20 protein-coding genes and 1 pseudogene are annotated in these 22,195 nt (G+C 56.4%); 3 read left to right on the forward strand and 18 right to left on the reverse strand.

Annotated elements, in window-relative coordinates; translation table 11 throughout:
- Positions 1-100: 100 nt before the first annotated feature.
- The 6 genes from GO988_RS18965 to GO988_RS18990 all read right to left on the reverse strand — a co-directional run bounded on the left by GO988_RS18965 (position 101) and on the right by GO988_RS18990 (position 5,192).
- Complete coding sequence (locus GO988_RS18965; RefSeq protein ID WP_157568513.1) at positions 101-1,201, reverse strand: AAA family ATPase; 1,101 nt, start codon at positions 1,199-1,201, stop codon at positions 101-103.
- Between the two features lie 130 nt (positions 1,202-1,331).
- The gene (locus GO988_RS18970) at positions 1,332-2,615 is read right to left on the reverse strand and encodes a nucleoside permease (RefSeq protein ID WP_157568515.1); all 1,284 of its coding nucleotides are present in this window, start codon (positions 2,613-2,615) and stop codon (positions 1,332-1,334) included.
- Between the two features lie 190 nt (positions 2,616-2,805).
- On the reverse strand, positions 2,806-3,414 hold the full coding sequence (locus GO988_RS18975; protein ID WP_157568517.1) for a superoxide dismutase: 609 nt from the start codon (positions 3,412-3,414) through the stop codon (positions 2,806-2,808).
- A 100-nt stretch (positions 3,415-3,514) separates the two neighbouring features.
- The gene (locus GO988_RS18980; protein ID WP_157568519.1) at positions 3,515-3,970 is read right to left on the reverse strand and encodes a nucleoside deaminase; all 456 of its coding nucleotides are present in this window, start codon (positions 3,968-3,970) and stop codon (positions 3,515-3,517) included.
- 5 nt (positions 3,971-3,975) lie between these two features.
- A complete protein-coding gene (locus GO988_RS18985) occupies positions 3,976-4,521 on the reverse strand; it encodes a hypothetical protein (protein WP_157568521.1) in 546 nt (181 codons plus the stop codon).
- Positions 4,522-4,751: 230 nt separating this feature from the next.
- The gene (locus GO988_RS18990) at positions 4,752-5,192 is read right to left on the reverse strand and encodes a T9SS type A sorting domain-containing protein (protein ID WP_157568523.1); all 441 of its coding nucleotides are present in this window, start codon (positions 5,190-5,192) and stop codon (positions 4,752-4,754) included.
- 231 nt (positions 5,193-5,423) lie between these two features.
- On the opposite strand from GO988_RS18990, the gene aspS reads away from it, so the two are divergent.
- Positions 5,424-7,187, forward strand: coding sequence for an aspartate--tRNA ligase (gene aspS, locus GO988_RS18995; protein WP_157568525.1), 1,764 nt, complete (start codon positions 5,424-5,426; stop codon positions 7,185-7,187).
- Positions 7,188-7,262: 75 nt separating this feature from the next.
- On the opposite strand, the gene GO988_RS19000 is transcribed toward aspS, so the two are convergent.
- The 12 genes and pseudogenes from GO988_RS19000 to GO988_RS19055 form a co-directional block, all read right to left on the reverse strand.
- On the reverse strand, positions 7,263-7,769 hold the full coding sequence (locus GO988_RS19000; RefSeq protein WP_157568527.1) for an NADH-quinone oxidoreductase subunit J family protein: 507 nt from the start codon (positions 7,767-7,769) through the stop codon (positions 7,263-7,265).
- A gap of 37 nt (positions 7,770-7,806) precedes the next feature.
- Positions 7,807-8,391, reverse strand: coding sequence for a NuoI/complex I 23 kDa subunit family protein (locus GO988_RS19005; RefSeq protein ID WP_157568529.1), 585 nt, complete (start codon positions 8,389-8,391; stop codon positions 7,807-7,809).
- Positions 8,392-8,434: 43 nt separating this feature from the next.
- The gene (gene nuoH / locus GO988_RS19010) at positions 8,435-9,532 is read right to left on the reverse strand and encodes an NADH-quinone oxidoreductase subunit NuoH (protein WP_157568531.1); all 1,098 of its coding nucleotides are present in this window, start codon (positions 9,530-9,532) and stop codon (positions 8,435-8,437) included.
- Between the two features lie 133 nt (positions 9,533-9,665).
- The gene (locus GO988_RS19015; RefSeq protein WP_157568533.1) at positions 9,666-10,691 is read right to left on the reverse strand and encodes a 2Fe-2S iron-sulfur cluster-binding protein; all 1,026 of its coding nucleotides are present in this window, start codon (positions 10,689-10,691) and stop codon (positions 9,666-9,668) included.
- A 105-nt stretch (positions 10,692-10,796) separates the two neighbouring features.
- The gene (nuoF, locus tag GO988_RS19020; RefSeq protein ID WP_157568535.1) at positions 10,797-12,134 is read right to left on the reverse strand and encodes an NADH-quinone oxidoreductase subunit NuoF; all 1,338 of its coding nucleotides are present in this window, start codon (positions 12,132-12,134) and stop codon (positions 10,797-10,799) included.
- Positions 12,135-12,168: 34 nt separating this feature from the next.
- Entirely contained in the window at positions 12,169-12,747 is a 579-nt protein-coding gene (locus GO988_RS19025; protein WP_157568537.1) for an NADH-quinone oxidoreductase subunit NuoE family protein, read from the reverse strand.
- A gap of 24 nt (positions 12,748-12,771) precedes the next feature.
- Positions 12,772-14,034 carry an NADH dehydrogenase (quinone) subunit D gene (gene nuoD / locus GO988_RS19030; protein ID WP_157568539.1) on the reverse strand — a complete coding sequence of 421 codons (1,263 nt, stop codon included), beginning with the start codon at positions 14,032-14,034 and terminating at the stop codon, positions 12,772-12,774.
- Between the two features lie 119 nt (positions 14,035-14,153).
- The gene (locus GO988_RS19035) at positions 14,154-14,723 is read right to left on the reverse strand and encodes an NADH-quinone oxidoreductase subunit C (protein WP_157568541.1); all 570 of its coding nucleotides are present in this window, start codon (positions 14,721-14,723) and stop codon (positions 14,154-14,156) included.
- A gap of 106 nt (positions 14,724-14,829) precedes the next feature.
- Positions 14,830-15,384 carry an NADH-quinone oxidoreductase subunit B gene (locus GO988_RS19040; protein WP_157568543.1) on the reverse strand — a complete coding sequence of 185 codons (555 nt, stop codon included), beginning with the start codon at positions 15,382-15,384 and terminating at the stop codon, positions 14,830-14,832.
- A 96-nt stretch (positions 15,385-15,480) separates the two neighbouring features.
- A pseudogene (locus GO988_RS19045) lies at positions 15,481-15,858 on the reverse strand (NADH-quinone oxidoreductase subunit A); the annotation flags it as partial.
- Positions 15,859-15,956: 98 nt separating this feature from the next.
- The gene (locus GO988_RS19050; RefSeq protein ID WP_157568548.1) at positions 15,957-16,607 is read right to left on the reverse strand and encodes a DUF4136 domain-containing protein; all 651 of its coding nucleotides are present in this window, start codon (positions 16,605-16,607) and stop codon (positions 15,957-15,959) included.
- Positions 16,608-16,691: 84 nt separating this feature from the next.
- Complete coding sequence (locus GO988_RS19055) at positions 16,692-18,581, reverse strand: ABC transporter ATP-binding protein (RefSeq protein ID WP_157568550.1); 1,890 nt, start codon at positions 18,579-18,581, stop codon at positions 16,692-16,694.
- Positions 18,582-18,761: 180 nt separating this feature from the next.
- On the opposite strand from GO988_RS19055, the gene GO988_RS19060 reads away from it, so the two are divergent.
- Positions 18,762-19,997, forward strand: a complete 1,236-nt coding sequence (locus GO988_RS19060) for an MFS transporter (protein ID WP_157568551.1) — start codon at positions 18,762-18,764, stop codon at positions 19,995-19,997.
- Positions 19,998-20,101: 104 nt separating this feature from the next.
- A complete protein-coding gene (locus GO988_RS19065; RefSeq protein WP_157568553.1) occupies positions 20,102-22,180 on the forward strand; it encodes a DUF3857 domain-containing protein in 2,079 nt (692 codons plus the stop codon).
- Positions 22,181-22,195: the final 15 nt, after the last annotated feature.

Consider the following 22,195-nt stretch of genomic DNA (forward strand, 5'->3'; position numbering starts at 1 on the left):
TTGAAGCTAAAAAAGCCGCTCTGCATCGTGCAGAGCGGCTTTTCCTTTATACCTAAACCAGACTTATTTTATACCTTTTTTGTATTGTCGGGCTTACTTTTCAGCGGTTAAAGCCAATGCGGCCCGCGTTTTTCGGCTCACTCACGAAGGTAATCTCCTCGCGGTTGTAGATGTCGGCCAGGGTGGTAGCTTCGGTAATAGGAGCCGTTTGGCCGAGCACCGTGGCCAAAGCTTGTGCTTTGGGCTGCGTCAAGGCTTCAAAAGCATAAGAAGCAATGAGGCGGCCCTTGCGCAGCAACGCCTTGTCGATGCGGGCTAGGTCGGCGTTGAATGTGCAAATAATCTGAATGTGGAAGCCGTCAGATAGCAGGCCATCGCTCAGGTTGAGCAGGTTGCTGACGGCGTTGCTGCCGCTGGCGTCGCGCTTGGTAAGCAGCTCCTCGGCATCCTCAATGAGCAGGATGGAGTTGGTATTATCGTGCAGCAGGTTGATAAACTCTGGGTCGGCGATGCGCAGCGCCAGGTTGGGCGGAATAAACAGTTTGGGCTTATCCGTAAGGCCGCACAAGTGGCGGATGTAGCTGGTTTTGCCGGTGCCAGGTGGGCCGTGCAAAATAACCAAACCCTTGTCATCCTGCTTTTGCAAGCGCTTCACAATGGCCTCGTGCACGGGTGGTAGGTCGTCGTTGTAGTGCAGGGCCAGGTCTAGGGCCGGAATTTTGAGGGGTAGGGGCGAAAAGTCCAGGTCCTTATTAGCCAGCCGCAGCACCTTAATACGCTGCCGCTCTACTTGCCCCTTGGCCAACTGCGCCAAGAGCAGCGCCCGCACCTGGGCCAGCTGCGCAGCATCGGTGTGGGCTGAGTAAAAGAGCTGCGCGCCCTGGTCGCCGTACGTGCCTTGGGCATCGAACAGCAGCAATAAGTGCGGGCCCGGCCGCAGCGCGTAGAAGTTTAGCTCGGGCTCTTTCTCGACTTCCTCTATGAACACCGAGTGCACCACAGTTGCCTGGTCGAGGTCGCAGAGCTTGGCTAACTCTTGCCACACTGTTTTGGTGGCTTCGGCCGTAGCCAGCTGATAGGTTTCGTGCAGTGGCAGCACGCCAAAGGTGGCGTAAAACCACTTGGTTGGCACAAAATCACCGTAGGCAGTGAAGGTAGCCGACAGGTCGGGAGTAGCCGCCGGGGTCGGAGTGGGCATCATAACTAACAATACGCGCTAAAAATAAGGTAGAGCCTGGGGCGGGGGGTAGGGGGCGTGGCCGCCCAGAACCAGAAGCTTCTAAAAGTCAAAAAAGCGCTTTCGCCGGTTTGGGCACGCTGGTGCGCACCAGTTACGCCGGCTCGGCCGATAAACGGGACTCAGGCTGAGGGTTTTCAGCTACCTGCGGGGCGTGCTTGTGCTTGAAAATGAAGACGAACAGCACCGCAATAACCAGTGCATACGCCGCAAATGCCAACCATATGCCGTGCCAGTCCTTATTGCCCGCAGCGTCGGTGAAGTAATTCTGGATGACGATGCCGCTTACCGAACTGCCCAGCACGGCCCCGAACCCATTGGTCATCATCATGAATAGCCCCTGGGCACTGGCCCGAATGCTAGGTTGCGTCTGCGTTTCGACAAACAGCGAGCCCGAAATATTAAAAAAGTCGAAGGCCATGCCGTACACAATACACGAGAGAATAATCATCCATAGGCCACCGCTGGGGTTGCCATAAGCCAGCAGGCCGAAGCGCAATACCCAGGCAATCATACTAAATAGCATCACCTGCTTGATGCCGAAGCGCCGCAAAAAGAAGGGGATAGCCAAGATAAACAGCGTTTCGGAAATCTGCGAAATCGACATGATGAACGCCGGGTGCTGCACCGACAGCGTATCGCGGTAAGCTGGCACTTTGTCGAAGTCGTGCAGGAAGGTGTCGCCGTAAGCGTTGGTGAGCTGCAAAGCGGCCCCAAGTAGCAGGGCGAAGGCGAAGAAGGTAGCCAGTTTGCGGTCGCGCAGCAGCGCAAACGACTTTAGGCCCAGTGCATCAACCAGCGAGCGGCCCGATACGCCTTGGGAGGGCGGCGGGCACTTGGGCAGGGTAAACGAGTACACGCCCAGCAGCAGCGCCGCGCCGGCGGCTACGTAAAACTGATTGGCCGATTTTTCGAACCCCAAAAATGTAACGGTCCACATGGCCGCAATGAAACCAATGGTGCCCCACACGCGGATAGGGGGGTAGTCTTTCACCACATCCAAGCCTTCGCCCTTCAGCACCGAGTACGACACGGCAATGGACAGCGCCAGCGTAGGCATGTAGAAAATCATGTTCAGCAGGATGACCCAGAAGAACATGTTGGGGTCGGTAACAAAGGGAATGGTGCAGAGTACCACGCCTCCCAGCAAGTGCAGCACGCCGTAAAGCTTCTCGGCGTTCACCCACTTATCGGCCACAATGCCCATGAGCGAGGGCATAAAAATGGAGGCGATGCCCATGGTGGAGAAAATGGCCCCAAACTGCGCGCCCGACCAGTGCTTGGTTTGAAACCAGTACGCACCAATCGTAATCAGCCACGCACCCCAGATAAAGAACTGTAAGAAACTCAGTACTATCAGGCGCAATTTGGTATTCATGCGGGCTTAGATTTAACGTTTGAGAGGGAGGCTTTTGCGCCTAAAGTTACACTAATTTTTGCAGGTGCCGCGCAAGGCGCATCGCATAGCCCTAACACTATTTAGCCGCTGGCTAGCTCAGAATGGGCCGCAAAAAAGCCCTCCTGCACCAAGCAGGAGGGCATTAAAGCTACTATCAAATGGCTAGGCACTACGCCGCTGCGGCATAGCGCTTGTTCACTTCCTCCCAGTTGATGAGGTTGAAGAAGGCCGCGATATAATCGGGGCGGCGGTTCTGGTACTTGAGGTAGTAAGCGTGCTCCCACACGTCGAGGCCCAAGATAGGAGTGCCTTTGCAGCCGGCGTCGGGCATCAGTGGGTTGTCTTGGTTCGGGGTCGAGCAAATTTGCAGCGAGCCATCGGGCTGCTTGCACAGCCACGCCCAGCCCGAGCCAAAGCGCGTGGTAGCGGCCTTGGTAAATTCAGTTTTGAAGTTGTCGTACGAGCCAAAAGCCTCCGTGATTTTGTCGGCTACTGCGCCAGTAGGCTGGCCGCCGCCGTTAGGCGACAGGATGGTCCAGAATAGCGAGTGGTTCCAATGGCCGCCGCCGTTGTTGCGCACCGCCGGGGCCGCTGCCGCAATGTTGTGCAAAATCTCCTCTAGGCTCTGGCTTTCCATTGCCGTGCCAGCAATGGCCGCGTTGAGGTTAGTTACGTAGGCCTGGTGGTGCTTGGTATGGTGAATTTCCATCGTTTGCGCGTCAAACGTAGGTTCGAGGGCGTCGTAAGCATACGGCAACTTGGGCAGTTCAAAAGCCATGGTGTGGGTGTTTTAAAGTGAAAAATGGGTAGGTTAGCAGTATAACCCCCAACCGGCCGCCGGGGTTACGGCGGCCCGCGGGGCGCGCCCCAAATGTAGCCTACCCCCGCTTCATCCGAAAAAACTCCTGCATCAGGGCCGCGCATTCGGCGGCGCACACCTGCGCCCGCACCTTGGTGCGTGGGTGCAGTAGCCCCAGGCTGTGGCGCTGGTAGCCAGTTTTAGGCTCGGCGGTGCCAAATACTACCCCCCCCAGTTGGGCCCAGGCACTGGCGCCGGCGCACATCACGCAGGGCTCGACCGTCACGTAGAGCGTGCAATCGGTGAGGTATTTATTTCCTAAAAAGTTGGCGGCCGCCGTGATGGCCAGCATTTCGGCGTGGGCTGTTACGTCGCGCAGCTGCTCGGTCTGGTTATAGCCGCGGCCAATTATTTCCCCGTCAAGCACTACCACGGCGCCAATGGGAATTTCGCCTACCGCCAGCGCCCGGCGCGCCTCGGCCAGCGCTTGGCGCATAAAGTAGTCGTCGCCGAGTAGGAGAGGGGGAGGGGGCATTGGGCCTATTTTAGGCTAATGTCGCTCAGGGCGGCTTGGGCCACCGGCCGCCATTGGGCTTGCTCTTCGGCTGGGGCCGAGAAGGAAAAAATGTACAGCTGCTCGCCCTGCACGGCGTACTCGATAAACTCGTACTTCTTAAGTGGCGCCAGAGCGGCGGCGCGGCGCGAGTCGTTGAGCGTCGAGATGAATTCGAGCGCCACGAAGTCGCGGCCATTCACTTTGCGTACCTCCTGGGTCAGAAACTCGACCTTCGTATACAGGCGCTGCACGCTGGCTTTGTACATAGGCAGCAGCACGTTGTAGTCGGGCCCGAAGGTAGTAGGCCGCACCGATACGCTATAGTCCGTGCGTCCGTTGGGGCTGCTGAACACCGCCAAGGGCTTGCGCGGCGACGGAAACTTCATCGCAATGCCTTCGTCCGGCAGTGGCGTAAAGCCTTGCGGCACTCCTACTGTGAGGCCCGGTGCTAGCTTCGTTGAGGTCAGTTTGGGCTTCGGGCCAAAACTGGTGAGGGCAAGCAGCGCGCAGAGCAGGGGTAGGGTTTTCATAAGCAGCGGCAAAAATACGGGAGGTTGAAGAAAGCAGATAAGGGTAGGGGAGGCGCTGCAGGCACTGAAAGGCGAAAAAACTAGAACGTCATGCTGAGCCTTAGCGAAGCATCGCGCTCGCATCGTTGGATTACTAACCCAGCGGCGCGAGCGCGATGCCTCGGCAGGCTCAGCATGACGTTCTTTTACCAAAGAGACGGGCAGGCTAAAGCAGGTCCGCCGGCTGCTTGCTAGCGGCGCACTACGGTCGGGTACTTTATGCGCACCTTCTTCCAGTATACATAGTTGCCCGTTTTGGCTTCTACCAAGTAGGTGCCCGCCGAGATGTGGCCCAGGTCAACCGGCTCACCAGTGTTGTTTTGGGGGTCAAGCTCTTGCTGGTACACCACCTTTTTCTGGTAGTCGGTCATTACGAGCGTGCCTGGCTTGGTAAATTGCTGCGTGAAGCTCAGCATCACGCTGTTAGAATTGGGCTTCGGGAAAATGTCGATGCCCGAAAGCGTTTCCACGCGCTTTATAGGGCCATCGAGCGTAACGGCCGGGGCCTCGCCCTTGGTTTTGATTTCGGTACCGCCGTCATACTTGTTTTTGGTCTTGACTTTGGTTTGGGCCTGGGCCGCGCCGGCCGTGAGCAAAGCGGCCGCTAGGGCCAGCGAGGGAAGAAGTTTCATGGTCGAAAAAAGGGGTGAAGGAGGCGAAGAAACGCCCTCCCTACCCCCTTATGCATACTCCGTACCAAACTGGCCGCCGACTATTTTGTCTGCTTCTGCCGCGCCGCCCTTAAAGAGGCGTTATTTTCGCCCCTGAAAAACTGTAGCTACTGCCAAGCTATTTCGGCCCTACCCCCCTGGCCAGCCGCCAGGGGGGTAGGGCCGAGGCAACCGCAGCCGGCAAACCTACTTATGCTCAGAACGCACACCAACGGCGAGCTTCGCCAAGAACACGTCGGCCAAACCGTTACCCTCGTTGGCTGGGTCCAGCGCACCCGCGACAAAGGCGGCATCCTCTGGATTGACCTGCGCGACCGTTACGGCATTACCCAACTCGCACTCGAAGAAGGAGTTGAATCGGAAGAAGTGCGCGAAATCGCTCGCCACCTGGGCCGCGAATTCGTAGTTAGCGTCACCGGCACCGTGGCCGAGCGCTACTCCAAAAACGCGCACATTCCCACTGGCGACATCGAAATCCGGGTCGGAAAGCTCGAAGTTTTGAACCCTGCCAAGCTGCCGCCCTTCCTCATCGAAGACGACACCGATGGCGGCGACGAACTGCGCATGAAGTACCGCTACCTCGACTTGCGCCGCAACCCCGTGCGCAACAACCTGATGCTGCGCCACAAGATGGCGCAGGCTGTGCGCCGCTACCTCGATGGCCAAGAATTTATCGAAGTCGAAACGCCCGTGCTCATTAAAAGCACCCCCGAAGGCGCCCGCGACTTTGTGGTGCCCTCGCGCATGAACCCCGGCGAATTTTACGCCCTGCCGCAGTCGCCCCAGACGTTTAAGCAGCTGCTGATGGTGTCGGGCTTCGACCGCTACTTCCAGATTGTGAAGTGTTTCCGCGACGAAGACCTGCGCGCCGACCGCCAGCCCGAGTTCACGCAGATTGACTGCGAAATGGCCTTCGTGACCCAAGAGGATATCCTCAACACCTTCGAAGGCCTGGTGCGCTACTTGTTCAAGGAAATCAAAAACCTCGATTTTCCTACCGTGCCCCGCATGGAGTACGCCGACGCCATGCGTTGGTATGGCAACGACAAGCCCGACGTGCGCTTCGACATGAAGTTTGTGGAGCTAAACGAGGTAGTGAAAGGCCAGGGCTTTCCCGTCTTCGACAGCGCTGAGCTGGTGGTGGGCATCAACGCCGCTACCTGCGCCGCCTACACTCGCAAGCAGCTCGACGAGCTAACCAATTTCGTAAAACGCCCGCAGCTTGGCGCTACCGGCCTCGTATATGCCCGCGTTGAAGCAGGGGGGGTAGTAAAATCCTCCGTTGATAAGTTTTACTCGCAGGAAGAATTGCAGAAGTGGAAAACAGCGCTCAATGCTAACGAGGGCGACTTGCTGCTTATCCTAGCTGGCCCCGCCGATAAAACCCGCAAAGCCTTGAGCGAGCTGCGTCTCGAAATGGGCCAGCGCCTCGGCCTGCGCGACAAAGATACCTTCGCTCCACTGTGGGTAGTTAATTTCCCATTATTAGAGTACATCGAAGAGGAGGGCCGCTATTTCGCTATGCACCACCCCTTCACCTCGCCCAAGCCCGACGACCTGCACTTGCTTGATAACCCCGAAACCATCGGCCAAGCCCGTGCCAACGCCTACGACTTGGTTATCAATGGCGTCGAAGTTGGTGGTGGCTCCATCCGTATCCACGACCGCGCCGTGCAGGCCCGTATGTTCTCGCTGCTCGGCTTCTCGCCCGAGGAGGCGCAGGCCCAGTTTGGCTTCTTGCTCGACGCTTTCGAGTACGGCGCCCCGCCCCACGGAGGTATTGCCTTCGGCTTCGACCGCCTGTGTTCGCTCTTTGGCGGTGCCGACAGCATCCGCGATTTCATCGCCTTCCCCAAAAACAACTCGGGACGCGACGTGATGATTGACTCGCCTTCGCCTATTTCGCAAGTACAGCTGAAGGAGCTGAGTATTAAGACGGACGTAGTAGGGAAGTAAGCGGAAAAGCTATTGCAAACGAAAGCGGCGCCTGATTTATCAGACGCCGCTTTCGTTTGCGTTTAGCGAAAAACTCTAGAAGTTTCGTTCGCCCGTTTCGCGCTTGCCTAGCATTACGGAGCCAACCATGGCGGCTAGCAACAGGATAGATGCCAATTCGAAGGGTAGGGAATACTGCTTGAAAAGCACCAAGCCCAGTCGGTCAACCATGCCCACTTGCGAGTCGAAGGTATCGGCATTATAACCAGTTGGTTGCACCTTGTGCAGGGCCGCAACCATGATGAGTAACAGCGAACCACCGGCGATAGTAGCGGCAATTTTAGCGAGGGCAGGCTTATGTGGCTCCGTATCCTCATTCAGGTTCAGGAACATTATCACAAACAGGAACAATACCATAATGGCACCAGCGTACACGATAATGTTTACGGCCGCCAAGAACTGCGCATTAAGCATCAGGTAATGAGCCGACAGCGTGAAGAACGTGAGGATGAGGAACAACACGCTATGCACTGGGTTTTTGGCCAGTACCACGCCTAGGGCACTCAGCAAGGCTACAAACGCAAGGAAGAGAAAGAGGGACATAGAAGCTAAAAGAACGTCGTGCTGACGCAGGTAAAATTTAAGCCGGTTGCATCTGGCTACGCAGCTTGTCAGCTTGCTCAGGCGTGAGCTGAATACCACGCTTCGAGCGATTATCCGGCGACACAGGCTCCACAAGCCGGTCTTTACCATAAATAAACTCGTCGCGCTCGTAGCGCGGCGGCGCCATTTTATCAGCTTGCAGGTAAACAGCCGCCTTCGGACAAGCCTCTTCGCATAAGCCGCAGAAAATGCAGCGCAGCATATTAATCTCGTAGCTAACGGCGTACTTCTCCTCGCGGTAAAGATTTTGCTCGCCCTTTTTGCGCTCGCCAGCTACCATCGTGATGGCTTCGGCGGGGCAGGCCACGGCGCAAAGGCCACAGGCTGTACAGCGCTCGCGGCCCTGCTCGTCGCGCTTGAGCACGTGCAAACCCCGAAAAACGGGCGAAAAAGGTCGCGTCTCTTCAGGATAACGAATAGTAACCTGTTTTTTAGTGGCGGCCCGGTAAAAGTGCCGCATAGTAATGGTAAGGCCCTGGAAAATCGCCGGCAGATAAGCCCGCTCAGCGAGCGTCATCGGCTTCTTTTCCAGTTTTTTGGCGCGGTTGCTTAGCGATTGCATAGGTCAGGTAAGGAGAGGGGGGTAGGGCCGACAGGGATGCCGCTTACCACCACTGCTTGATTTCCGGAATAACACCGGCAGTGATAAGGCCGCCAGTAAGCAGGATGTTGAAGATAGCCAGCGGAATGAGGATAGTCCAGCCTAAGCGCATCAGTTGGTCGTAGCGGAAGCGTGGCAGCGTCCAGCGCACCCACATGAAGAAGAAGATAAAGGAAAAAATCTTCGCAAAAACGGCCACTACCCCCAAGATGGCAACGACGTTCTGGGCCGCATCAGCCGAGAAGCCACGCGAAGCGGAAAGCCATTCGCGCAGTTCATATTGGAAGGGAAAGTTGAAACCTCCAAAATAGATAACGCTCATCACGGCCGAGGCTACGAACACGTTCACATACTCAGCAAATAGGTAAAGACCCATTTTCATCGAGCTATACTCGGTGTGGTAGCCTCCTACTAGCTCGGTTTCGCACTCAGGCAAGTCGAAGGGCGTACGGTTAGTTTCGGCGAAGGCACAAACGATGAAAATGAGGAAGCCCAACGGCTGCTTCACGATATTCCAGAAGTGCCACTCGCCAGGTACCGACTGTTGCAAGGTGATGTCGCGCAGCGACAGCGAGCCAGACATCATGAGTACCGCAATCAGCGACAAACCCATGGCGAGTTCATAGCTGATGCTTTGTGAAGCCGCCCGAATAGCGCCAAGCAACGAAAATTTGTTGTTGGACGCCCAACCACCAATCATAATGCCATATACGCCCAGCGATACAATGCCGAACACGTAGAGCATACCTACGTTGATTTCTATGCCCTGCAAATGCACGACAGTTTCGCCAAATTTCAGGAAGCTGCCAAAAGGGATAACGGCCGATGACATCAGCGCCGTTATCATGGCTAGGCAAGGTCCAAAAATAAACAGCGCTTTATTAGCACCGCTCGGGAAAAATTCCTCTTTTGTGAATAGCTTCACAGCATCAGCTAATGGCTGTGCAAGGCCCCAAGGACCAGCGCGGTCCGGGCCTACCCGGTCTTGCAAGAACGCTGCGATGACGCGCTCAGCGTAGGTGCAATAAGTAGCAATCAGCAGCGAAATGCCGAAGACTACCAAAACAACGAGGCCTTGCCAGCCTAAAGATTCAAGAGACATAAGGTAGAGAGGGTCAAGCCATATCTGGCATCAGCTTGCGAAACGCCTTATTACGTTCGCAGGGCTTGGATAATAACTTATTTCTGAGGAAGCTAGCTGTGAAAGCTGCTTTATTCCTCAGCAGCGTAAGTAACTAAAACGACGTGCCGTTGGGACCGCCAAGCTTTAGTGGTGGGTTTTGCTCTAGCTCACGCACAGTGCTCTCGGGCAAGTCAGCAATCACTTGTGGGTTGATGACGGGCAATTCGTAGTGGTTGGCCGAAATAACGGACGAACGGTCGATGTGGGCAGGGCCTTCAATCGTCCAGTCGGCCGTTTCCTTCTTCTCGAAGCGGCACTCGTTGCAAATCCACTCCTTTACTTCGCCATACTCGTCCTTGCGAGCAGTTACACGTAATACGTCTTTGCCTTTGTACCAAAGCGTTACATGGCCTGTACACTTCTCATGGCCGCATTCACGATGGGCATTTACCGGCTTGGTGAACCACACACGCTGCTTAAAGCGGAAGGTTTTATCAGTAAGTGCACCAACTGGACACACATCAATCACGTTGCCGCTGAAGTCATTAGAGATGGCGTTTTCGATATACGTACCAATCTCAGCGGCATCACCGCGTCCCAGCACACCGTGCACGCGGCCATCGGTGAGCTGGTCGGCAGTGTACACGCAACGATAGCACAGGATGCAGCGCGTCATGTGCAACTGCACGTACGGGCCAATATCAATCTTCTCGAATGTGCGGCGCTCCTCTTCGTAGCGCGTAGTGCTCACGCCGTGCTCGAAAGCAAAGTTCTGCAGGTCACATTCGCCGGCTTGGTCACAAACGGGACAGTCGAGCGGATGGTTGATGAGCAACATCTCCACAATACCCTTGCGCACATCAAGCACTTGCTGGCTGGTCGTGTTTTCTACTACCATTCCATCCTGAACGGGGGTAATGCACGAGGCCACTAGTTTGGGCATGGGCCGTGGGTCTTTGGCCGAGCCCGCGGCCACGCGGACCAAACACGCCCGGCATTTACCACCGCTGCCTTTTAGTGGTGTGTAATAGCACATGGCGGGCGGCACCACGCCGCCCCCGATTTTGCGGGCCGCATTGAGAATAGTGGTGCCGTCGGGCACTTCTACCTCAATTCCATCGAAGGTTATTTTAGCCATTAGGTCAAGAAGTAGCAGAAGTAGGCCAAAGGTATTTCCTGCAGTGGTCGCAGAGTTTTACGCAGAGGTCCGCCGATTTCTGATAAGTGTTAATTAATAAGTGAATTAGGCCATAACTAGGTTGCCGCGGTATACTGCGCCAGGTTGGGTAGCCTCCTTCGGATGCGTAACGTGCCACTCGAACTCATCGCGGAAATGGCGAACAGCCGCAGCAACTGGCCAAGCTGCTGCTTCGCCGAGCGGACAAATAGTGTTTCCCTCAATTTGCTTGGCCACGCTCACAACTAAGTCGATATCATGCATAGAACCGTGGCCATGCTCCAAACGGTGCAGCACTTTTTCGAGCCAACCCGTGCCTTCGCGGCAGGGCGAACACTGCCCACAGCTTTCGTGGTGGTAGAAGCGCGAGAAGTTCCAGGTATTCTTCACGATGCACGTAGTTTCGTCCATCGCAATAAAGCCTCCCGAACCAAGCATAGTGCCTGTCACAAACCCTCCGTCGCTGAGCGACTCATACGTCATGAGGCGATTTTCACCGGCTGCAGTCTTGAGAATTAATTCTTTCGGCAGAATCGGCACGGATGAGCCCCCAGCTACTACGGCCTTCAACTCACGCCCTTTCCAGATACCGCCGCAGTACTCATCGGAGTAAATAAACTCTTCTACTGGCACGCCTAATTCCAGTTCGTAAATGCCTGGCTTATTGAGGTGGCCGCAAGCGGAGAATAGCTTGGTGCCGGTGCTTTTGCCCACCCCTATCTTAGCGTACTCATCGCCGCCCATGTTCAAAATAGGCACTACGGTAGCAATGCTCTCCACATTATTCACCACAGTGGGGCGAGCGTAGAGACCTTGTACAGCCGGAAATGGGGGCTTGTTGCGTGGGTTGCCACGCTTGCCTTCCAGCGACTCCAGCAAAGCCGTTTCCTCGCCGCAGATGTAAGCGCCGCCGCCCGGATGCACATGCAAATCGAGTGAATAGCCTGAACCCAGAATATTTTCACCAAGAAACCCAGCAGCGTAGGCTTCAGCAATCGCTTTTTCCAGAATCCGCAGCACGTACAACAACTCGCCACGAATATAAATGTAGCTAGTGCGCGCGCCTAAGGCGTAGCTACCAGCAATCATGCCCTCGATGAGCAAGTGCGGCAGCTTCGACATGAGGTAGCGGTCCTTAAAGGTGCCTGGCTCCGACTCATCTGCGTTGCAAACGAGGTAGCGCGGTACACCTTCTGGCTTCGCCAGAAAGCTCCACTTCAGGCCAGTAGGAAAGCCCGCGCCACCACGCCCACGCAGGCCCGATTTTTTTACTTCTTCTACTACTTCATCGGGCGTCATTTTTAACGCCTTTTCTACCGCGCGGTAGCCGCCATGCTTGCGGTACACGGCAAAGGTTTCGATGCCTTCGACGTTCACATGTTCAGTTAATAGCTTGCGTCCCATATCGTTGAACTAGTAGCTTTTAGCAGAGTAGCTATTAATTATGCTGTTTCTGTAGTGAAGTCGGCAAACCGGTTTCTTCCCAAGGCAATATCGGCCGGTGTACTAAGCCGTGCAACTCATTCAGCATCGCTTGCACGTTTTCCACCGTATCGAGTGATTCGTAGTATTTCTCGCGCACCTGTACCACTGGGGCAAATCCGCAGGCTGCCAAGCATTCTACTTCTTTCAAAGTGAAGTTGCCATCAGGCGAAGTTTCGCCCACTTTGGCGCCAGTAATACGCTCGAGGTGAGCCGTCAACTCGTCGGAGCCGCGTAGCATGCAGGGGCCCGTGCGGCAGATTTCCAGTACGTGCTTGCCAACTGGCTTAAGATTGAACATCGTGTAAAACGTGCTCACTTCGTACACTTCAATCGGCCGCAGACCCAGCGTTTCGGCCACGAGGTCTTGCACTTCAGGGCTTACCCAACCGCCAAATTCAGCCTGCGCAATGTGCAACACTGGCAGCAAGGTGGATTTTTTGCGGTCGTCGGGGTAATGCGCGAGCAGCCGCTTGATTTCAGCTTGCGCAGCAGGAGAAAAACGGGGTTTGGCAGGCGCGGTAGTTGGCTCCATATCGTTCACTTTCAACTATTAAAACTAGGCGTCCAGCTCGCCGGCAATCACATTCATCGACGATAGAATCACGATGGCATCTGAGAGGCTCGTGCCCACTACCATTTCTGAATAGGCTTGGTAATAGATAAAGCACGGCCGACGGAAATGGAGGCGGTAGGGCGTGCGTCCACCGTCCGAAATCAAGTAAAAGCCTAGCTCCCCATTGCCACCTTCCACTGATTGATACACTTCACCCACCGGCGCGTCGATTTCGCCCATGATAATTTTGAAGTGATAAATCAAGGCCTCCATGTTCTTATACACGGCCTGCTTAGGGGGCAAGTAGTAGTGCGGTGCGTCGGCGTGGAATGGACCTTCGGGTAGTCTGTCAAGCGCTTGATTGATAATGCGCAAGCTCTGCCAAATTTCCTCGTTGCGTACCATAAAGCGGTCGTAGGTGTCGCCGTTGGTACCCACCGGAATATCAAATTCAAAATCTTCGTACGACGAATAAGGGTTCATCACCCGCACGTCGTAGTCAACACCCGCCGCCCGCAGGTTAGGACCAGTGAAGCCATAGTTCAACGCCTTTTCCGCCGTAATAGGGCCCACGTTTACCACGCGGTCCATAAAAATGCGGTTGCGGTTGAACATCTCCTCAAACTCCTTCATCACGGCCGGAAACTCCTTGAGCCACTTGCGAAGCTTTTCGATAGCTACCGGGGTAAAGTCGCGCTCCATGCCGCCTACCCGACCCATATTGGTGGTTAGGCGCGAGCCGCAGACTTCTTCGTAAATCTCGTAAATCTTCTCGCGCTCCTGAAATACGTAGAGGAAACCGGTGAAAGCACCAGTGTCTACCCCCAAGATGGAATTGCAGATAAGATGGTCGGCTATACGAGCCAACTCCATCATTATCACGCGCATGTACTGCGCACGCTTAGGCACTTGCACTCCTAAAAGCTTCTCTACCGTCAAGTGCCAGCCCATGTTGTTGATGGGTGACGAGCAGTAGTTCATGCGGTCCGTTAGCGGCGTGATTTGGTAGAAAGGCCGCCGCTCGGCGATTTTTTCAAAAGCCCGGTGGATATACCCAATGGTTGGTACACCCGAGATGATACGCTCGCCATCCATTTGCAGGATGTTTTGGAAAATACCGTGCGTAGCCGGGTGCGTGGGCCCTAGGTTGAGGGTCGTTAGCTCTTGCGAGAAGTCGTTGAGCGTCGGTACGAGCTGGCCGCCCTGTTGCTCCTGCGCTTCCTGAATAATTTTATGAGTGCCTGCCAAGGCGTCGTTTACTGCCATTTGAATAGTTGTCATCCTGAGCGAGCGAAGGACCTTATCACATTCGCGCCGCAGTGCTTAGTAAACCTGAGGAGGGTAGCGGTGATAAGATGCCTGGCTCCTCAGCATGACAGAATAGATTAGCGACCGAAGAAAAGGTCCGTTTTGTCCTCACGGGTGCCATCTTCAAGCGGATATTGCCGCCGCATGGGGAAATAGTCCATGTCTTCCACATTCAAGATACGGCGCAGGTTGGGGTGGCCCGTGAAGATGATGCCGTAAAAGTCGTAGGCTTCCCGCTCCATCCAATTGGCGGTAGCATAGAGGTCAGTAAGCGTAGGCACTACTGGGTCAGCTACCGGAAAGAAAATCTTGATGCGAAGCCGAATATTATGTATTAAGCTGTGCAAGTGATAAATCATTCCCAACTCTTGATTCAGGTTGTCGGGATAATTGATGCCGCACATCGTGGTCAGAAAGTGAAATTTGAGTGTTTCATCTTTCTGCAAGCCAGCCACTATATTATGGATATGCTCGCGCTTGGTAGTGACGGTAAGCAAGCCATAGGGCTCGTGCACGTCGCTAAACGTAGCCTCGCCAAACAAGCTGTGAAGCAGCGACAATACTTGCGCATTTTGCTGCGCAGTAGGATCTTGGGCAGCGGCGGTGTCCTGCGCAGCAGTAGATTCTTCTTTCGTGGGGTCAGCCATTTTTTAAGAGCTGTTAGCTAATAGCAATGTAGCTTTTTAGCTGAGCTTCTAAAATAGAAACCGACAGCTAAGGGCCGCCTAGTGGCCCCGGCTAATGGCTAGCAGCTTACTTAATATTGTAGGAGGCCAATAAGGCTTGATACTCGGGGGAATTGCGGCGGCGGATACTTTCGTTTTTGGCGAGGTCCTGCACCCGCATTAAACCATCAAGCACTTGCTCGGGGCGGGGCGGGCAACCCGGAATGTATACATCAACCGGAATGATACGGTCGATGCCTTGCAGCACCGAGTAGCTATCGAAAATGCCACCCGAACAAGCGCAGGCACCCATAGCCAGCACCCAGCGGGGCTCGGCCATTTGCTCATACACTTGCTTCACAATGGGAGCCATTTTCTTGGCGATGGTGCCCATCACCATCAGCAGGTCGGCCTGGCGGGGCGAGAAGCTGGGGCGCTCGGAGCCAAACCGGGAAATATCGTAGTGTGCGCCCATGGTAGCCATGAACTCGATACCGCAGCAAGAGGTAGCAAAGGGCAGGGGCCACAGCGAGTTGGCGCGGGCGATACCCACTACTTTCTCCAGCGACGTGGCAAAGAAGCCAGCGCCTTCGACGCCCTCGGGGGCCGGCACAGATTTAATTTCAGGAACGCGGGTATCCATAGAGACTATAGCGAATTAAGCGGCCTGCGCAACTTCAGCAGGCTGCTTGGCCAACACCGGTTTTGCAGCGAAAGTTTGGGTAGGAACTGCTTCGTTCCAGCGCAAAATGCCTTTTTTGATAACGTAGCCAAAACCCGCCATGAGCAAGGTCATAAAGATTATCATCTCCACAAAACCAGCCGTGCCAAGCTGGCGGAAGTTGACAGCCCACGGATACATAAAAATAACCTCCACGTCAAACAGCACGAAGAGGATGGCAGTAAGGAAATATTTTACCGAGATGGGCGTGCGCGCATTGCCCACGCTCTCGATACCACACTCAAATGAAGCGTCTTTTACCCGGCTATGCCGGTTGGGGCCCACAAGGTGCGAAACCACCATGGCGAAGGCTACGAAAGCTACAGCCAGCCCAAACTGAATGAGAATGGGCAGGTAGTCGCTGGGCTGGTAAGAAGAATTGACGGCGAGAAGCATAAGAGTCAGCTGGTTAGCAAACGGGCGCACTGGCGCGGACAGGCAAAGGTACACCGGCGCCGGTTTGAGCAAAAATGTAGGGGGTAGCAAGTAGCCGCCTAATGGGGGTTTTCGGTGGGCTGCGGCCCACTGGGCTCGCCGTTCATGGCACCGTCGAGGTTGCCGCCGTTAAAATAATTCTCGGTGAAAATGCGGTAGCGGTCGAAGATGGAGCGCACCGAGCGTACCAACACGTACTCGCCGCGCACGCCTTCGGGCACGGCTACGCCCGAGGCAAACCCGTTCCAAATGGCGTTGTCGGTGCGGGTGTCAATGAGCGTCACCATGAGGGTGCCGTCGAGTAGGAGCATACGGGTAGGCTGGTAAGCGTGGCGCTGCTCTTCGGGCGTTTCTTCGTCTTCGGCCTCGTTGTATTTCACCCACTGCGTAATGTCTTCTTGATGAAAGCCGGGGAAGCGCATATCGCCTTCAAACACCTTGTAGCTCACCATCAGGTCGGGGTTTTTGCGGGAGTAGCGGTAGCCTTGCAGGCGCATCCGCTGCCGAATGGCATCGCGCAGGGCTTCGCTCAGGCGGGTGCTATCGGCCATGAGGCCCGCCCCGGTTAGGAAACCATAGGTGCGGTAGTGGCGAAAACGGCCCCGGTAGCTGTAGCTAGATTCGATGCGCGCCTCGCGGGAGGTGAAGCAGCCGGAGAGCAGCACAAGGCTTAACAAGCAGCCAAAAACGAGAGTAGATGTAAGCTTCATGGAGGTAGGGTAGGGAATTCTGAAGAATACCCTAAGCTACGCCAATAAATTTATTTTTGCGCTACTGCTCAGCTTATAAGGGCCTTAGCGGTAGCCTGCCGCTTGCAGTTGGAATAGCTCGGCGTAGCGCCCGCCTTGGGCCAGCAGCTCTTCATGCGAGCCGATTTCCTGCACTCGGCCGTGCTCTACTACCAAGATGCGGTCGGCCATGCGCACGGTGCTAAAGCGGTGCGAAATAAGTACGGCCGTCTTACCCTGGGTCAATTCTTTGAAGCGCTCGAATACTTCGTACTCGGCACGGGCGTCGAGGGCGGCCGTGGGCTCGTCGAGGATGAGCAGCTGCGCCTCGCGCATGTAGGCACGGCCCAGCGCGATTTTTTGCCACTCGCCGCCGCTCAGGTCTACCCCCCCGTTGAAGCGTCGGCCAATCATCTGGTCGTAGCCCAGGGGCAGCTTGGCAACCACCGTATCGGCTAGGCTTTGATGGGCGGCCTGCTCGATGCGCGGTTGGTTTTGACGCTCCTCTATTCGGCCCACGGCCAAGTTTTGGCCAGCGGGCAGCTGAAAGCGCACAAAGTCTTGAAAAATAACGCCGATTTCCTGGCGCAGCTCGGCGGGGTCGTACTCGCGCAGGTCGTGGCCATCGAGCAAAATGCGGCCCTCGCTGGGGTCGTAGAGGCGGGCCAGCAGCTTGACGAGCGTGGTTTTACCGGCGCCGTTTTCCCCTACCAGCGCCAACTTCTCGCCGGCCCGCAGCTCGAAACTGAGGTGGCGCAACGCCCACTTTTCGGCGTTTTTATACTTAAAACCCACGTCTTCAAACGTGAAGCCTTGCCGGATGGGCCGCGGAAATGCCCGCACCGCCTGCCCAACGGTGGGCCGAACAATACGCGGCTCAATCTGGAAAAAGTCGAAGAAATCCTGCAAATAGAGCGCCCCGTCAGCTACTTGGCTAAACCTACTCAAAATGCCTTCGAGCAAGCCTCGCAGCCGGGCAAACGAACCTGCCAGAAACGTGAGTTGGCCAATGGTAATGGTGCCGCCCACTGCTTGCTTAATGATGTAGAGGTAGGCGCCGTAGTAGCCCGCCGCCCCAATGGCCGCGAACACCGTGCCCCAACTGGCGCGGCGCAGCGCCAGCGCTTTGTTTTGGGTATAAAACTGGTCAGACAGCGTTTCGAAGCGCGCGATTAGAAAGTCAGATAAGCCAAAGATTTTGACCTCCTTAGCTGTCTCGTCGCTGGCGCCGGTTTGGCGGAGATAGTCGAGTTCGCGGCGCTCGGGCGTCCAAGAGTGCGAGAGGGAGTAGCTGCGTTCGTTGAAGTGGCTCTCGCCCAGAAAGGCGGGCACTACGGCAAGCAATAGCAAGCCCAGCAGCCAGGGCTGGAAGGCTACCAGCCCGCCCGCCAGCAGCACCAGCGTAACGGCATCTTGGCCCTGAGCCAGCACTTGGCTCATGAGCACCGAGCGAGAGAGCGTTTGGCGGCGAGCGCGCTCCAGCTTGTCGTAAAAGGTGCTGTCTTCAAATTGGTCGAGGTCCAGCTCGGCCGCGTGGCGCATTAGGCGCACCGAGCTGGCGTTGGCAAACAGGTCGCCGAGCAGCGAGTCGAGCAGGGCCACGGCCCGGCCGAGCGCATCGGTCAGCAGCACGAGGCCAAACTCTAGGGCCACCAACCCAAATACGGGGGGTAGGGCGCGGCCGGCGGCTGGCAGCCGGCTCAGCTGCACAATGTCATCTAGGATGAGCCGGCCGATATACAGCATTGCCAGCGGCAACGCCGCCCGCAGCAGGCGTAGCGCAATGTTGCCCAGTGTAAGGCCCGGCGAAGTTTGCCAGATAAGCTTGAGAAAAGCGGGCAGGTGCCGCAGGGCCGAAACCCGCTCGCGCACGCTCACCGCAGGCTTGTCGGCGCCACGCGAGTGGCCGGGGTTTTTGGCAGAGATTTTTGTTACTAAAGAAGTTAACCAAGACATAGGCTAATGATATGGCACATTTGGGGCCGGGGTAGGGAAGTGGCCGTTTTGGCAGAGCAGTACCAATGGCTAACAAGGAGTAACCACTGCTCAGTGAAGGGATGGCTGGTAGTTGCGGCGGCCGTCAGTAAGCAGTTGTTACTCCCCGTTACGCATTATTCCTCGACCTTTGCAGGACTTATGTCTAGCTCGTATTCGCGCGGCTTCTGGCTGATGTGCCTGTCGTCGTTTCTGTTTTTTTTATCGTTCAACCTCTTATTACCCGAGTTGCCCGACCACCTCACGCAGCTAGGCGGGGGCGAGTATAAAGGCTTTATCATTGCCTTATTTACGCTGACAGCGGCTATCTCGCGGCCATTTTCGGGCAAGCTGGCCGACACCGTAGGGCGCATTCCGGTGATGGTATTTGGCTCGCTTGTGTGCTTTGTGTGCGGCTTTGCCTACCCTTGGGCGCTCACGGTAAGCAGCTTTTTGCTGCTGCGGCTGCTGCACGGTTTCAGCACGGGCTTCAAGCCCACGGGCACGGCGGCGTTTATTGCCGACATCGTACCCGTCGAGAAGCGGGGCGAGGCCATGGGGCTGCTCGGCGTTACGGGTAGCCTGGGCATGGCCGCGGGGCCGGCTTTTGGCTCGTGGGTGGCCGAGCATTTTTCGCTCAATACCATGTTCTACTGCTCGAGCGCGGCGGCGCTATTATCAGTGCTGGTGCAGGGTACGCTCACCGAAACCCTACCCCCCGCCCAGCGCCGAAGCTTTAGCCTGAGCCTGCTAAAGCTGAAGTGGAACGAAGTGCTGGAGCCGCGCGTGCTGCACCCGGCGCTGGTGACGCTGCTGTGCTTGTTTCCGTATGGCGCAGTGCTCACCGTAATACCCGACCAAAGCCGGCTGCTGGGCCTAGCCGGCCCCACCAAAGGCTTGTTCTACATCTGCTACACGGTGGCCTCGCTGGGGGTGCGGCTGGTGGCCGGCAAGGCTAGCGACACCCACGGGCGGGTGCCGGTGCTGCGCTGGTCGTCGGGCATTCTGGCGCTGGGGTTGGCGGTGCTGGTATGGTCGCCGTCGGTGCCGGTTTTCTTGGCGGGGGCCATCGTTTTTGGCATTGGTACGGGGCTGAATTCGCCTACGCTCTATGCCTGGACTATTGACCTGAGCCACCCCGAGCGCCGGGGTAGGGGCGTGGCTACCATGTACATTGCCTTGGAGCTAGGCATAGGGGTAGGGGCCCTGCTGGCCGGCTGGATTTTTGACAACCAGCCTGCCCGCCTACCCTGGGTGCACGCCCTAAGCTTGGCTAGTGTGCTATTGGCGCTGATTTATTTGCTGCTGGGCGTGCGCATCCAGCCTGGTGGCCCCAGCGATAGTACCAATCTAGCCGCCAAGGCGATGGCCGTAGCTGCCCCCGAAGAAGTGGTGTAGCTAGGGTGAGCAGAAGTTGGTAATTGATTAGCCGCCACATACATTTGCCAGGCTGTGGTGGGCTATATACAATTCTTGCTCACTCCCTACATCTCTTTCTGCTTATGATTAAAAAAATACTTATTCTAACCCAAGTTTCGGTAGGAATTTCAGCGCTACTAAGCGGAGCCGTTAGTGCGCAGCAAGCGCCGGTGAAGGTGGTAGAAATAAAATTTGGCAAGCCCGAGCCGGCCGACTTTGTGGCCAAAAATTTCGTGGCCGACAGCGCAGCGCCCGCCGTGGTGCTGTACGACTTCGGCGCCACGCGCTTCCAGCTCAATGGCAATAGCTTTCAGCTAGAATCGGAGCGGGTGACGCGCATTAAGGTGCTTAAAAAAGCTGGCTACGATGTGGCCACCGTGGAGGTGCCGCTGTACCACCGCGATGGTAGCGAGGAGAAAATCACGAACCTGCGGGGTTTCACTTACAACGAGGTGGGCGGCAAGCTCGAAAAAGTGAAGCTCGAAACCAGCAATTCCTTTTTAGAGGAACGCACCAAAAACGTGCGGGTGCGCAAGTTTACGCTGCCCAACGTGCGCGAAGGCGCCGTGATAGAATACTCCTACACGGTGACGTCGGACTTCCTGTTCAATTTTCAGGATTGGACATTTCAGCGCGAAATACCCACGCGCTGGAGCGAGTTCCGGGCCACTATTCCCGAATATTTTGACTACAAAATGCTGATGCAAGGCTACGAGCCGCTGGCTTTGCAGGCGCGCGAAGACGGCATTGCGCAGTACACCGTTCGGTCGCAGGGCGGCTTTGTGGAAGGTGGCGGGAGCGCACTTTCGGGGAATACAGGTCGGGTAGCGGCCAGTGCCGAAACTATCACGCCCAAGGTAACCAACTACCACTGGGCTATGCAAAATGTGCCGGCCCTGCGCGACGAGCCCTATATGACGACGCCCCGGGACTACGTGGCGCGCATCAATTTCGAGTTGGCGGGCCGGCGCATGCCCGGCGAAAGCTACCACAACGTGGCCGGCACCTGGCAGAAAATCAATGCTGACTTGCTAAGCAGTGATGAATTTGGCGGCCAGTTGAACCGCGCCAGCTTCTTGGCGCTGGCCGTGAAGCCGTTGATGACGCAGTACCCCGACCCGGCCGCTCGGGCCGCCGCCGTACGCGACCTGATAGTGAAGTCGATGAAGTACGACGGCACCAACCACCACTCGGCTAGTGGCCCGCTCAAGCATAGCTACGAACTGCACCGCGGCACGGCTGCCGACATCAACCTGCTGCTTATTGCGGCGCTGCGCCAGGCGGGTTTGCCAGCCCAGCCCGTGCTGCTGAGCACGCGGGCCCACGGCCGCGTAAACCAGACTTTCCCGTTGCTGGAGCAGTTCAACTACGTGATTGGTATGCTGCCACTGCCCGACAACCAGGAACTGTTGCTCGATGCTACCGAGCCGCTGCTACCCTGCGGCGTGCTGCCCACGCGCTGCCTCAACCAGGTAGGCCGCCTAGTGATGGATAAAGAGGAAGGCCGCTGGGTAGACCTTACGCCCAGCCAGCGCCACAACCACTTTCAGGACATTAAACTGACTGTGGATGCCCAGGGTAACCTCAGTGGGCAGGTGCGCGACGAGTTTAGCGGCTACACCGGCGCGGCAGTCCGCGAAAAGCTGCAGCAGCTCGGCGAGAAAAAATACGTAACCGAACTCACCAGCCAGCACCCCAATTGGGAAGTGCCGAGCTACGCATTTACCTCGGTGAGTGAGATGAGCCAGCCACTGCGCCTCACCTACGAGCTACGCCAGCAGGCCAGCACGGCCGGAACTGCTCAGGAGTTGTACCTGAAGCCTTTAGAGGCCTTTGGCGAAGGTCAGAATCCTTTCCGGCACGAGCAGCGCAACTATCCCATCGATTTTGGCGCCTCTACGCAGGATGTCATTATGCTTACGCTGACCCTACCCCCCGGCTACACCGCCGAGCTACCCAAGCAGGCCGTTATCGACCTGCCCGAGAAGGGAGGGCGCTACGTGTATTCGGCTACCAGCCCTACCCCTAGCACGGTGCAGCTCATGAGCCGCCTCACGCTGAATAAGCCGGTTTATAGTGCTCAAGAGTACACCTCGCTACGCGAATTCTACCGCTTGGCGCTGGCCAAGCAGGCCGAGGCATTGGTCTTGAAAAAAATATAGGCTAGTTGTGCGGCC

The organism is Hymenobacter ginkgonis, from assembly GCF_009755225.1.
Classification (GTDB): domain Bacteria; phylum Bacteroidota; class Bacteroidia; order Cytophagales; family Hymenobacteraceae; genus Hymenobacter; species Hymenobacter ginkgonis.

Bases quoted from the DNA above. Each gene is read 5' to 3' on its own strand.
- GO988_RS18965 (WP_157568513.1), bottom strand. From the start codon at position 1,201: ATGATGCCCACTCCGACCCCGGCGGCTACTCCCGACCTGTCGGCTACC.
- GO988_RS18970 (WP_157568515.1), bottom strand. From the start codon at position 2,615: ATGAATACCAAATTGCGCCTGATAGTACTGAGTTTCTTACAGTTCTTT.
- GO988_RS18975 (WP_157568517.1), bottom strand. From the start codon at position 3,414: ATGGCTTTTGAACTGCCCAAGTTGCCGTATGCTTACGACGCCCTCGAA.
- GO988_RS18980 (WP_157568519.1), bottom strand. From the start codon at position 3,970: ATGCCCCCTCCCCCTCTCCTACTCGGCGACGACTACTTTATGCGCCAA.
- GO988_RS18985 (WP_157568521.1), bottom strand. From the start codon at position 4,521: ATGAAAACCCTACCCCTGCTCTGCGCGCTGCTTGCCCTCACCAGTTTT.
- GO988_RS18990 (WP_157568523.1), bottom strand. From the start codon at position 5,192: ATGAAACTTCTTCCCTCGCTGGCCCTAGCGGCCGCTTTGCTCACGGCC.
- aspS (WP_157568525.1), top strand. From the start codon at position 5,424: ATGCTCAGAACGCACACCAACGGCGAGCTTCGCCAAGAACACGTCGGC.
- GO988_RS19000 (WP_157568527.1), bottom strand. From the start codon at position 7,769: ATGTCCCTCTTTCTCTTCCTTGCGTTTGTAGCCTTGCTGAGTGCCCTA.
- GO988_RS19005 (WP_157568529.1), bottom strand. From the start codon at position 8,391: ATGCAATCGCTAAGCAACCGCGCCAAAAAACTGGAAAAGAAGCCGATG.
- nuoH (WP_157568531.1), bottom strand. From the start codon at position 9,532: ATGTCTCTTGAATCTTTAGGCTGGCAAGGCCTCGTTGTTTTGGTAGTC.
- GO988_RS19015 (WP_157568533.1), bottom strand. From the start codon at position 10,691: ATGGCTAAAATAACCTTCGATGGAATTGAGGTAGAAGTGCCCGACGGC.
- nuoF (WP_157568535.1), bottom strand. From the start codon at position 12,134: ATGGGACGCAAGCTATTAACTGAACATGTGAACGTCGAAGGCATCGAA.
- GO988_RS19025 (WP_157568537.1), bottom strand. From the start codon at position 12,747: ATGGAGCCAACTACCGCGCCTGCCAAACCCCGTTTTTCTCCTGCTGCG.
- nuoD (WP_157568539.1), bottom strand. From the start codon at position 14,034: ATGGCAGTAAACGACGCCTTGGCAGGCACTCATAAAATTATTCAGGAA.
- GO988_RS19035 (WP_157568541.1), bottom strand. From the start codon at position 14,723: ATGGCTGACCCCACGAAAGAAGAATCTACTGCTGCGCAGGACACCGCC.
- GO988_RS19040 (WP_157568543.1), bottom strand. From the start codon at position 15,384: ATGGATACCCGCGTTCCTGAAATTAAATCTGTGCCGGCCCCCGAGGGC.
- GO988_RS19050 (WP_157568548.1), bottom strand. From the start codon at position 16,607: ATGAAGCTTACATCTACTCTCGTTTTTGGCTGCTTGTTAAGCCTTGTG.
- GO988_RS19055 (WP_157568550.1), bottom strand. From the start codon at position 18,581: ATGTCTTGGTTAACTTCTTTAGTAACAAAAATCTCTGCCAAAAACCCC.
- GO988_RS19060 (WP_157568551.1), top strand. From the start codon at position 18,762: ATGTCTAGCTCGTATTCGCGCGGCTTCTGGCTGATGTGCCTGTCGTCG.
- GO988_RS19065 (WP_157568553.1), top strand. From the start codon at position 20,102: ATGATTAAAAAAATACTTATTCTAACCCAAGTTTCGGTAGGAATTTCA.